At 46.5% G+C, this 12,458-nt stretch carries 10 protein-coding genes; 1 reads left to right on the top strand and 9 read right to left on the bottom strand.

Going from position 1 to position 12,458, the window contains the following annotated elements:
- Positions 1-257: 257 nt before the first annotated feature.
- The 3 genes from AEA42_RS05530 to AEA42_RS05520 form a co-directional block, all read right to left on the bottom strand.
- Entirely contained in the window at positions 258-3,314 is a 3,057-nt protein-coding gene (locus AEA42_RS05530; protein ID WP_055647200.1) for an SMC family ATPase, read from the bottom strand.
- Positions 3,311-4,510: an exonuclease SbcCD subunit D gene (locus AEA42_RS05525; protein WP_055647199.1), complete on the bottom strand. Its 1,200-nt coding sequence runs from the start codon at positions 4,508-4,510 to the stop codon at positions 3,311-3,313. Before AEA42_RS05525 ends, AEA42_RS05530 begins: the two co-directional genes overlap by 4 nt.
- Before the next feature lie 292 nt (positions 4,511-4,802).
- A complete protein-coding gene (locus tag AEA42_RS05520; RefSeq protein WP_055647198.1) occupies positions 4,803-5,573 on the bottom strand; it encodes a TSUP family transporter in 771 nt (256 codons plus the stop codon).
- Positions 5,574-5,713: 140 nt separating this feature from the next.
- On the opposite strand from AEA42_RS05520, the gene AEA42_RS05515 reads away from it, so the two are divergent.
- Complete coding sequence (locus AEA42_RS05515) at positions 5,714-6,607, top strand: LysR family transcriptional regulator (RefSeq protein ID WP_055647197.1); 894 nt, start codon at positions 5,714-5,716, stop codon at positions 6,605-6,607.
- 50 nt (positions 6,608-6,657) lie between these two features.
- Here the strand turns inward: AEA42_RS05515 and AEA42_RS05510 are convergent, their stop codons facing one another.
- From AEA42_RS05510 to AEA42_RS05480, 6 genes are all read right to left on the bottom strand, one after another.
- On the bottom strand, positions 6,658-7,053 hold the full coding sequence (locus tag AEA42_RS05510; RefSeq protein ID WP_037419558.1) for a hypothetical protein: 396 nt from the start codon (positions 7,051-7,053) through the stop codon (positions 6,658-6,660).
- A gap of 44 nt (positions 7,054-7,097) precedes the next feature.
- A complete protein-coding gene (locus AEA42_RS05505) occupies positions 7,098-7,553 on the bottom strand; it encodes a GNAT family N-acetyltransferase (RefSeq protein WP_037419745.1) in 456 nt (151 codons plus the stop codon).
- 93 nt (positions 7,554-7,646) lie between these two features.
- Positions 7,647-8,249, bottom strand: a complete 603-nt coding sequence (locus AEA42_RS05500) for a GNAT family protein (protein WP_055647196.1) — start codon at positions 8,247-8,249, stop codon at positions 7,647-7,649.
- A 355-nt stretch (positions 8,250-8,604) separates the two neighbouring features.
- Positions 8,605-9,735 carry a sodium ion-translocating decarboxylase subunit beta gene (locus AEA42_RS05490; RefSeq protein WP_055647194.1) on the bottom strand — a complete coding sequence of 377 codons (1,131 nt, stop codon included), beginning with the start codon at positions 9,733-9,735 and terminating at the stop codon, positions 8,605-8,607.
- Between the two features lie 8 nt (positions 9,736-9,743).
- Complete coding sequence (oadA, locus tag AEA42_RS05485; protein WP_055647193.1) at positions 9,744-11,579, bottom strand: sodium-extruding oxaloacetate decarboxylase subunit alpha; 1,836 nt, start codon at positions 11,577-11,579, stop codon at positions 9,744-9,746.
- A gap of 11 nt (positions 11,580-11,590) precedes the next feature.
- Positions 11,591-11,878 carry an OadG family transporter subunit gene (locus tag AEA42_RS05480; RefSeq protein WP_055647192.1) on the bottom strand — a complete coding sequence of 96 codons (288 nt, stop codon included), beginning with the start codon at positions 11,876-11,878 and terminating at the stop codon, positions 11,591-11,593.
- Positions 11,879-12,458 lie beyond the last annotated feature (580 nt).

The raw sequence follows: 12,458 nt of genomic DNA, 5'->3' as shown, positions 1-12,458 counted from the left end.
TTTTGTTATCGTTTTTGCGTTATATTTTTGAACCAGTCCCGCCTAGGGAAGCCCGAATTTTCCCAACTTATCCCAAAAAACCGATTATGACAAACGCTATTTTGCACTTTAACAGCACTATTTCCCAAAAACATGCGTCAGTTGGCACTTTAAATCGATTGTGCGTTCTGTATCCAGATGTTAAATAGCACAAAATAACGTCTTCAATCACAATTAAAACAATAAGTTAAATAAACAATTAATCCCTTTAACTGACACTAAGGCAAAATCACCTTGATTTCGCTCCCATGGGAGGTTTTCAACAGATCTATTCGGGTATTTATCTGCTCTTTCATCTCAGAAACATGAGATATCACGCCGATCATCCTACCCGCCGATTGCAAATCCATTAAGGTACGGATGGCAAGTTCAAGGGAGTCCTGATCTAGGCTGCCAAAACCTTCGTCGATAAATAACGTATCAAGTTTTATCCCACCGGCGTAAGCTTGCACCACGTCTGATAAACCCAGCGCCATAGATAAAGCTGCCATAAAACTCTCCCCACCACTTAAGGTTGCCACGGGACGCACTTTTGCGGTGTAAGCGTCTTCGACTTCAAGCTCAAGCCCTGATGCCTTATTTCCCTTCGCTCTGTCTTCTTTACGCAGTAATCGATAACGACCTTTACTCATCAGGTGTAATCTCTGAGTTGCTGCGAGTAAAACATCATCGAGTAATACGCTTAATACAAAACGTTGCAGAGAAATCTTGTTGCCGGTATTGCCATTGGCCACATCGGCCAAGGTGCCAATAATGGCGTATTCATCCTCAAGGGCTTTCGCTTTTTGATCGACAATACTGAGCTGTGTTTGAGTTTGTTTAAGCAAAGAGAACCGTGTATTAAGTTGGCTCCATGTAGCTTCAGCGAGATTAAGTTGTTGGTGCTTTTCTGCGAGCATGGCTTCTAGGGCATCAAGGTCGGGCACGCTGACATCACTAAGCTCAGTTCTTAGCTGATCAAGCTGTGATTGATTTAAGGCGCACTGTCGATGATAGGTTTCAATACGCTCGCCCAACGCTTGAATTTGTTCATCGGCTAATAATGCCGCCCTTAATGCATCCCTATCAGTAAAACCCGCTAAATGCAGTTGTGAGTTAAGGTCACCATCGGCCAAAGCCTGCTGCTCATCTGCGCTATAACATCGTTGTATCGCCGCCTCTAGCGCCGTTTGCGCCGCCACACAATGCTCAGATGCCTGCTTTAGTGAGTTTCTAAGAGCATGAATCTGCTCACGAGTCTTCTCAAGCTGCCGTTGATTATCATTAATCGCTTGATTTAACGCAGTAAGCGAGCGGTATTCGTCAGGGATCCGAAGCGCTTTTTCCGCTAATTGACCGGATAGACGCGCCACTTCACCTTCTTGTTGATGATACCGCTCACGCTCAAGCTCTAGTTGTTGCGTCAATGCTAACTCTTGCTGCTGCAACGCTTTGATTTGCTGCTGTAACTGCTGCAATGCTTGGGTGGCGACTTCAGCTTGTTTTGCTTGGCGTGTTAATTCCTCAAGCCGATGGACATGCGATTCAAGTGGTAACTCAACCGTATCCCCCAGCGAGGAGGCCAGTTCATTTGCCTGCGACTGCTGTGCTTCTAACTGTTTTTGTAGCCCCCGATACTCTGCCCTCGCTTTGCTGAGCTGTTCGAGTGCATTCACCTCGGCATCCTGCGCAGCTTGCAGCTGTGCGTCCGTTGGTAAATGATCATGACTGGTTGCAGGATGAGGATGCTCGATACTGCCGCAAACTGGGCAGGGTTCATCGAGTTTGAGTTCCCTCGCTAAAATGGCTGCTTGACCTTGAAACCAGTTGAGCTGTAAAGACTTATAGTCACTTAGCGCTGCCTGATGCTGCGCGCTCAGCGTCTTTCCTTGTAATCCTGCTTGTACAAGTGCCTCTTCGGTTTGTGCAACTTTGGCGCAGATTTGTTGCCATTGTTTGAACAACTCAAGTAAGTGGCGCTGTTGCTGCAAGGCTTGTGCGGTCGCGAGTTGACGCTCACTTTGCTGTTGTAATGCTGGCAATTGATTTTCATAGGTGCTGCGCTGATCAACTAAGCTTACAAGCGCCGTCTTAGTCTCTTGCCCCTGATCTTTGGTTTGTTGCAGTATCTCTTTTGCCTGCGATAAAGCTTGTTCAAGGCTAGAAAATTCTGCCAACTGCGGTACTAACGTGCTGAGTTGATTATGTTGTTGATCAAAATCGCGCAGCTGTTGTTCAAGGGGAATAAGTTCCTGCGCTTCGATCTCAGCTTTGGCAAGCGCAAGCTTTGCCGTATCGAGAGCCATTTGGGCATGGCTGCGCTGATCATTAGCAATTGTCGCTTCCTGTTCCCTCGATAACGCATTATCTAATAAGGGCTTTAGACGCTGCGCTTGCTTTGCCACATTCAGGCGAGCCGTTTGCGCTACAATATCGGCTTGCTGTTCATGAAGCAAAGTGGCTTGGGATTCCAATTCACTTAAACGGGTAAATTCAGCAAAACGTTGCTGCGCACTGTCATGCTGTTTTAACGCCTGTAGATGCGCCGCCGTGCTACGTTCTTTCGCGGCGATAGCGGCCGCCAATTCGGGTTCTATTCGACTAAATTCAGCGGCAAGCTCGTCGTCACTCGCTAGCTCAGCGGTTTGTAGAATGCCATCGCGACGCGCACGCTGCTCTTTTACTAAGCCGCGGATGTCGGCCGCCTTTGCCTTTAAGATATCTTCAATACGTTTATAGATATGGGTTTGAAATAATTGACTAAAAATTTGCTCACGCGCCTTAGAGTCGGCCATGAGTAATTCACGAAACTTCCCCTGTGGCAGCACCATAACCTGACGGAATTGTTCTACGTCTAAGCCCGTTAACGCTTCAATTTCAGCCGTTGCCTCTGAGACTTTACTGGCGACTAATAGGGTTTCAGTACCATCGGGAGCGATCTTAAACAGCTGCGCCTCGCTCTTTTGGACTGTCGAACCCTCGCCATTCTTTTTGAGTCTGTCCTGTTCGGGCACTCGGCGAATACGATAAGCAGTGTTACCCAATTTAAAACTAAAGGTCACTTCAGTAAGCAGATTATCATCGGCCATATCGCAGCGCATTTGGCTGCCTTCACGCTCATTGCCGGTGGTTTTTCCATACAACGCAAAGCAGATACCATCGAGCAGAGTCGTTTTACCCGCGCCAGTTGGCCCGTTGATCAAAAATAACGGATTATCACCAAGTTCAGTAAAATCAATGGTCTGAGTCGAAGCAAACGGGCCAAAAGCCGACATGGAAAGTTGTAGTGGCTTCATTCTGCCTGCTCCTCTTTTACGTCACGATGTGTTTCGCTGCGTTCAAGTTCGTCTCGATGAAGCTGGGTTAGGATATCCTCCATCACCGCCTGCTGCGCCGGCGTTAATTCATCCCCCGAGACTTGGGCAAAAAAGTCACGGAACATGGCCATTTCACCTTTTTTTATATGATCTCGATTGAGCACCACCGCCTGATCGCCCGCCATCAATCCGGTGCGTTCTAAATGCAGCACATTGGGATAAACACTGCGCAGTTTGCCCATGGCATCTAAAATGGCGTGTTTATCGAGCAGACGCACCATTAAATAATCCTCACGCTTGGCATCGGTTTTCCCTACGGCTAATAAATGTGCCAATTCACCTTCAATTATCCGCACATCACGTAGCGCAGTTAAGGGTAAGAGTTGGATTTGAGCGGGAGAATGAGCAGCGATATCCACTAAGGTGACAGACTTATGCTGGTGTTGCTCACTAAAGGAATATTTTAGGATTGAGCCTGAGTAGCGCACCTGTTCGCAGCCTTTGTATTGCGGACCATGTAAATGCCCTAGGGCGACATAGTCAAACTCACTAAACAGCCGTGGGGAAATTTTATCCGCGCCGCCGATACTTAATGGCCGTTCGGATTCAGACTCGCTGCCACCATCCAAAAAGCAATGGCTCACCACCACTTTAGGTAAACCTTGGCTATCATGGGAGCGGACCTGTTCTAGCAATAACGCCATCGCCTCTTCATGGCTCGATACGCTAAGGCCTTTGGCATCGGTTTCAAACACTTGGCGCACGGTAGCAGGTTCAGCGTAAGGCAGCGGATAAAAGTAAGCGTCGCCACTGGCACTGGTTAAACGAGTAGGCACTAATTCGGCCTGTAGCGGCCCAATAATATGTAAACCACTGGCAGCCATTTGTTTAGCAGCAAATCCCAAACGCTCATGGCCATCGTGATTACCAGCAATCATCAGCACTTGTATACCCAATTGGTTAATAAGGCGATTAAGCACATCATTAAGCAAAGCGACGGCACTGGCGGGTGGAATCGATCTATCGTAAATATCCCCCGCAATAATCACCGCATCAACACTGTGCTGCTGCGCCAATGCAACAATTTGATCAAGTACATAGGCCTGATCATCCAGTAATGATTGATTATGTAACTGACGGCCAATATGCCAGTCTGAGGTGTGAATAAATCGCATTATTGCTAAACCTTAATGGATGCTAAGCCAACGCTATGGCGCGGAATGCTTGTCGTTAAGTTATTTGTCAAAGCTGCTTGTCGGATAATCTCGCCCAATGACTCGCCAATAAACCCTAAAAACACTTTAAAAAATGCTAGGTTATCCTAAAAAATGCCGCTGAGTATAGTCAATACAATGGGAGTGGAGAGATTTACAGCAAAGAGGTCGAAGACTGCGCTAACAGATCACCATTAGCGCAAATAAGGTCAGTGCTCAGCTTGAAGAAAGTTGATCCGTACTAAAATCATCATCAAAACAGCTGGTATTGGCTGGCGAGCAATTTCACACTCATGGCCAGCGACATGGTCACTACTAAGGGCTTAATGATCTTTGTGCCCTTAGTGACCACTAAACGTGATCCTAAGGTTGCCCCAATGGCTTGGCCCGTTAACATCACTAAGCCGAGTAACCAAATGACTTTTCCGCCAAGAGCGAAAAAAATCAGCGAGGCAATATTGGTCGAAAAATTCAACACCTTTGCGTGAGCCGTCGCTTTGGCGAGGCCAAAACCCGCGAGGGTAACAAATGCCAACGCAAAAAAGCTGCCAGTCCCTGGACCAAAAAAGCCATCATACAAGCCCACACCTAACGCGGCAGTAAAAGCAAAGGCGGTAGGGGTTAAGACTTGGTGGCGATCATCTTCCGAAATCTTTTTCGAGAACAAGAAGTAACAACCAATGGCGAGAATTAAAAACGGCAATACTAATTCAAGAATTTTGGTATCCACTAACTGCACCAACACTGTACCTAACGCCGCACCGACAAAGGCACAAAACAGTGCGAGTTTGACAGTTTTGAGATCAACCAATCCCTTACGAACAAAGTACAAGCTCGCAAAAAAGCTGCCACCGCATGCCTGTAACTTGTTAGTGCCAAGGGCGACCGCTGGCGGTAACCCAGCCCACATTAACGCAGGAATGGTCAGTAATCCCCCACCTCCAGCAATAGAGTCGATAAAGCCCGCCACCATCGCCACGCCAAACAGTAATGCTGCAACTTGTAGAGTTAATTCAAATTCCATGATTTTTATAATTGAGTTATAGGAGCTAAGGCTTCGCATTAGACTGCGTTTGCCTTATAAATGCAAAGGAGTTATTGTCGCGCTAGTGTGAGCAAAGCTCACACTAAACCGTTGTTAAACACCTTGATTCGGATATGGATATGTTTACTAGCTTGCCACCGCTCAATGCATTACGGGCATTCGAGTCTGCTGCCCGCTTACAGAGTATGACGCTGGCGAGCAAAGAACTGCACGTCACCCATGGCGCCATCAGTAAACAAATCAGGGTATTAGAAGATTTTTTAGGTTTCGCCCTCTTTGTTAGGCTACATAAAAAAGTCGAACTCACTGACGAAGCCAAGCGTTACTTCCCCCATGTACAAGCGGCGCTGCAAACCTTATCGAGCGCCACCGCCGATTTGCGTAGCCAAGGTTCTCGGCCACAAACCTTAGCCATCAATGTATTACCAAGTTTGACCATCAACTGGTTAATCCTTCGTATGGAGCAATTTAAGTCGCGTTATCCACATCTATATGTGGATCTCTCGATAGGTGACTTTGCCGTTGACTTCAGCCAAGGGCGCTACGACATCGCCATCCGCAGTAGTACCAAGCTACCTAAGGGAGTGAATTACATCAAACTCATGGATGAAGATCTGTGCTTAGTTTGCGCGCCGTCATTGGCCCCAAAACTGAAATGTATTGAGGATATTAATCATGTCACCTTACTCAAACACACCACTCGCCCAGAACTTTGGGATTATTGGGCTGAAAAGGTAGGCTTAACACTCACGCAAGAGCAAACCTTTGGCGTGGAGCATTTTTACATGTTGAGTCAGGCAGCTGCCAGTGGCATGGGCGCGGCGTTGATCCCACGCTTTTTTATTGAAGAACAATTAGCTAATGGCAGTTTAGTCATCCCCTTTCATGCACCGTTTACCAGCCCATACGTTTATTACCTACTCACACCTAAATCCCCAAGCTTGCCGTTAAAAGTGCAAGCATTTATCGAGTGGATGCTCGACCTCTTCGCTCCTTATCGTAATGCATGCTAAAAACTAAAAACCACCCGAAGGTGGTTTTTACGTCAGTCATAGTAACCACGTTACATGGTTGCCATTGTCCAGTAATCGAGACGCTTTTGAGGATCAGCCAGTAAGTTTTTACACTCTTCTTTATATTTCCCCATCAATACCCCGAGATTACTAGAGCCACCCAAGCTTTGTATTTGACGAGCTTTGGCATCGGCAACGGCTTGGGTCACCTCGGCTTCTGACTGGTATTTCTTCGCCAGATTTTCGGCTTCAACTTTAGACGCTTTTAAGCGTTCACCCACCGCTTGCATTTGTGGGGCATTCATGGCACCAATCGCTTCAGAGCTAATTTGATAATAGGCTGCACATTCAATAGCTTCTTTAGCCAGAGCCTGTTGGGCTTCATCCGCAAACACGCTGTGGCTCATCGTCAGCATAAGACCTGCAATAGCAAAAGCTTTTAACATTGATATTGTCCTTTTTATTAGTAATTAAGAGTAAGCGACTTAAACTAAGGATTTAGCTCAAGTTCATAGGTTACAAATTGTTGATCGCGCACAAACCCAAGTGCTTCATAAAGCCCTTGGGCGCGTAAATTCTCTTTTTGGGTTTCGAGCACTAAATAACGTGCTCCTTGGCTACGAGCATAGTCTGCTGCCCGTTGTACCAGCGCCCGACCTAGCCCGACACATCGCGCATGCTGCGTGACAAATACATCATTCAGAATAAAAATCGGCGCTAAATTAAGGGATGAAAAACTGGGATATAACTGCACAAAACCCAAGCCTAAACCTTGAGGTGAGCGCGCAAAAAAAATCACCGATGACCCTTCATGCAAACGAGTTCGGATAAACAGCTCACCTGCCTCTACATCATCCTTACAGCCATAAAACTGCCGATACTCATTAAATAAAGGAGCAATATCATGACTGTGGGACTCATTAGCTTGAATGATTCTATTTGCCATCGGCTTAACCAACCTTAAGTCCATATCCATATTGACGTCTTATCAAGCTATATCTACTCATATTAGATATGCGCGATACGCATCTATCATTCCTTACACTACCAGTCGCTGTTGTAAGCGAAAGATTAAATGATGTTTCACCGTCGCCCACTCAGAATCAATAATGGAATAAACCACAGTGTCCCGAATGGTGCCATCCTTAAGAATTTTATTATTCCGTAAAACCCCATCTTGCTTGGCTCCTAAACGAGCGATGGCTTGGCGCGAAGCTTGATTGTGCCAATGGGTTCTAAACTCCACCGCAATGGCCTCAAGGGTTTCAAAGGCAAAGGTGAGTAGTAGCAATTTAGCCTCGGTATTAATACCTGTGCGCTGGGCGCGCTTAGCATACCAAGTGTAACCAATCTCTAAATGGCGGTGTTCACGCTCCCAATGGCAAATGCGCGTACAACCCACAATCTCACCAGAAACTTTGTCTCGCACCGCAAAGGGAAAACTTTCCCCACGGGATTTTTCAGCTAAGGCTTTCATTACATAAGCTTTCATCTCACTCGGCTCAGGCACACTGGTAAACCATAAACGCCACAGTTCACCATCGGTGACCGCTAAGCTAAGTGCCGCCACATGGGATAACGACAAAGGCTCTAGAACGACATATTCACCATTTAAACACGCTGAAAGATCATCATTGCCCATTATCTCGTCTCCATTAACGCGGTAAAAAGTGTGCTATTGCGCACACTTTTTACTAGCCTATCATTTATATAAAATAAAAAAACCTCTATTTTCAACATGATTATATAAATTTTATTCCGGACAATTGCTAAGTTTCTCTTAAGCTTCACCGTTGAAAATGACAGGTTAATGACTAGGTGCATACCTGTCGCGATTAAGAACATGCAAAGTGTGGCCAAAGGAGCCAGAGCCTGATGATATAAAGCCCGCCAACACATCTGTTATTTAGGCAGACAATATAACGATTAGTCCACTCGCTTGAGTAAGTGGTATAACCATCACACAGGGCTACTCACACTGTGTTTCGTTTATTTTATTAGCCGAGTACGGCAAGTAGTATCCCCGCAGCGACCGCAGAACCTAGCACGCCAGCAACGTTCGGTCCCATAGCATGCATTAATAGAAAGTTATGCTGATTAGCCTCTAATCCCACTTTATTCACTACCCTTGCAGCCATAGGCACAGCCGATACTCCTGCCGCCCCAATCAGCGGATTAACCTTACCGCCGGATAACTTACACATCAGTTTTGCCATCAACACTCCTGCGGCAGTACCTATACCAAAAGCAAGGGCACCAAGTACTAAGATCCCCAAGGTTTCTACCCGCAAAAACTGCTCGGCCGATAATTTAGAGCCGACAGCTAAGCCCAAAAAAATCGTCACGATATTAATCAGCTCGTTTTGTGCTGTTTTTGAAAGCCTATCCACCACGCCCGATTCGCGCATTAAGTTACCCAGGCAAAACATCCCTACCAGTGGCGTTGCCGCGGGTAAAAACAGAATGGTTAAGCCTAATACCATCAGCGGAAAAATAATCCGCTCCTTTTTACTGACTTCCCGTAGCTGCTCCATTTTTATCTCACGCTCCGCTTGGGTTGTGAGTAAACGCATGATCGGCGGCTGAATAATAGGCACCAACGCCATATAGGAATAAGCCGCCACAGCAATCGCTCCAAGTAATTCGGGCGCAAGCTTTGAGGCGAGGAAAATTGCTGTCGGTCCATCTGCCCCACCGATAATGGCAATGGCGGCGGCATCCTGCATAGTAAATTCAAAGCCTGGCACCAGATTTAGGGCGATAGCGCCAATTAAGGTCGCGAAGATCCCAAACTGCGCCGCCGCGCCGAGTAATAAGGTTTTTGGGTTGGCGATCAGCGCACTAAAATCTGTCAGTGCTCCGACTCCCATAAAGATCAGCAGTGGAAAAACGCCGGTTTCAATCCCCACATGATAGGCGTAGTAGAGTATTCCTCCCTCTTCGGTAAAGCCTGCGTTGGGAATATTCGCCAGCAGTGCACCAAAGCCAATAGGCAACAGCAACAAAGGCTCAAATCCACGCACGATAGCGAGGTACAACAGCAACATGCCAACGGCCATCATTAAGACCTGCCCTGCGGTAAAATGGGCTATGCCCGTTTCGGCCCAAAACGCAAGTAAACCATCCATATAGACTCCTAGGCTAAGGCCAATAATTGAGAACCCACGACAACCGAATCACCTTCTTTCACAAAGAGATGGGTAATAACACCATCCCACTGAGCGCGGATCTCTGTCTCCATTTTCATCGCCTCAAGGATGATCACCACATCGCCGGCGCAAACCTTGTCGCCAATCCCGACATGCACTTTAAAGATATTGCCCGATAGCGGCGCACTCATCTTCAGCTTAATCTCAGCGGATTGAGCCAATGGAGCACTGTTTGAATGAGAAGAAGGGGCATAATTAAGCTGCGAAGCTACCTGTCCTTGAGGTTGGATCTGACTAATTTCGCCGCCCTCGGCAACCTCAACCACATAAGTTTGCCCCTCAACCGTGACGGTATAGGTTTCAGTCTCACGCGACGTAGCTAATAACATTGGCGCAAATTCAGGGTTTGGCTCAAAGGCGGTTGGATCGTGACGGTGCTTTAAAAACTGTAAGCCAATCTGCGGGAAGAGCGCATAAATAAGTAAATCATCGTCCGAAGACTTTTCTTTACTCTCTAAGACGAGATTAATCCCTTGCCCCTTCGCCTTTGATAATAACTCCGTACGCAACTTGTCTAACTCTGGTACGAGTAAATCCGCAGGACGGCAGGTGATCGCCACCTGCCCATTAAGTACTCTTGCCTGCAACTCTGAATTCACTGGCGCTGGCGTAGCGCCATATTCGCCCCTTAACACACCTTCAGTCTCTTTCGTTAACGATTGGTATCTTTGGCCCATCAGTACGTTGATAACCGCCTGCGAGCCGACAATTTGCGAGGTTGGCGTGACCAAAGGCAGAAAACCTAAATCTTGGCGTACCCGAGGGATCTCCTCCAGCACCGCATCTATCTTATCTAGTGCACCTTGCTCTTTGAGTTGACTCTCCATGTTTGTCAGCATGCCCCCAGGGACTTGAGCACGTAGAATACGGGAATCAATCCCCTTTAGCGCACCTTCGAATTTGGCGTATTTTTTGCGAACCTCACGAAAATAAGCGGCAATCTCCTCAAGTAATACAAGATCATAGCCTGTTGCACGTTCAGTATCTTCCACCATAGCGACTACCGTTTCAGTTGCGGTATGGCCATAGGTTTGACTCATGGAAGAAATGGCGGTATCGAGCACATCGACCCCCGCCTCAATAGCCTTTTGATAGGTCGCCGTACTCAGCCCTGTAGTCGCGTGACTATGCAGAGATAGTATGAGTTGAGTTTGTGATTTTAGGCGGCTGATAAGCTCAAAAGCTTCCATAGGCTTGAGTAAGCCCGCCATATCTTTAATACACAGCGAATGGCAGCCCATGTCCTCAAGACGCTTTGCCATATCAACCCAAGTATCAACCGAATGAACAGGGCTAGTTGTATAAGAAATTGTGCCTTGCGCGTGCCCACCGACATCACGTACCGCTTTAACTGCCATCTCTAGGTTACGCACATCATTCATCGCATCAAAGATACGGAAGATATCGACACCATTGGCATGCGCACGCTCGACAAAACGTGTCACTAAATCATCGGCATAATGGCGATAACCCAATAGATTTTGACCACGCAATAACATTTGTTGAGGCGTATTGGGCATCAACTTTTTCAGCTCGCGGATCCTGTCCCAAGGATCCTCACCTAAATAACGGATACAGGCATCGAAGGTCGCTCCGCCCCAAGACTCAAGCGACCAAAAACCGACTTTATCAAGCAAAGGTGCAATCGGAAGCATGTCATCGAGGCGTAAACGCGTCGCTAAAATAGACTGATGTGCATCCCTCAAGACGACATCGGTTAACTGTAATGGCTTAGGCGCCACAATCGAATTTACTCGGTTCATATGGCGCTCCATTATTGAGCCTGAGAACGATACTGCCGGACGGCTAAGCTGATCGCAGCCACCAATTTAGGATCTAAAGTGCTTGCGGCTCCAGTTGAGCTCGCATCATTGACCTTTAACGGTTCTACTGCTTTGTGCTCTTCACGACACCACTTAGCAACCAGATTCACAGCTAATATCAATACACTTAAAAATAAATAGACCAGCCCCATTCCCAATAACATGATGCCAACAGCGTCTAATAACTGTTGCGTTAGCTCCCCTTTCACTGCCCTACCTCCTTCGCCCTTAACCAACATTCGCGTTTTAAATTAACAACCACACAACATCTGCATTGATAACAAATTTAATCGACGAATGTAAATTGGTAAGACCAATTTACATAAAATCAGCAGCAAGTGTCTGAGGGATCCTTAGTGAACGACCGATAAAATGAATATTCGTTAATGAAACGGCAAAGCAGAGATTTTTATTGAGGAGAAATGACGGAATGAAGATACCAGCCAAGATGAAACCAAAAGCAAAAATGGGCTAACAATAAGGTTCTGACTCACCCTTAAACGAGCATACAAAGAGTCCAAGCTTTAAATTTACTGATTAGTCCTATAAGGACAAAAATCAAAGGGGTCTCAATGCACTACAGTATTTAGACCAAGTAACCATTTAAATGAATGATGCTAAAGGTGTTGGAGAATGAAGAAAACGGAGCAATGAGGGGCTCTCTGTTTATATTCCGTATGAGGCGAAAAATTATACCAATTATATTAATTATGTGATCTAATTGGTCATCAGTTTTTAATCATACAAAATATGAATAATCCCCACATCGCAGCCTTAGTAAAATCGGAGAAAAGTGCACGCAAACGTATGCGCTATCTT

Origin of the sequence: Shewanella sp. Sh95, assembly GCF_001308045.1 — a bacterium.
In the GTDB taxonomy this organism is placed as follows: Bacteria; Pseudomonadota; Gammaproteobacteria; order Enterobacterales; family Shewanellaceae; genus Shewanella; species Shewanella xiamenensis.
This window is presented reverse-complemented; position numbering and strand designations above follow the sequence as displayed.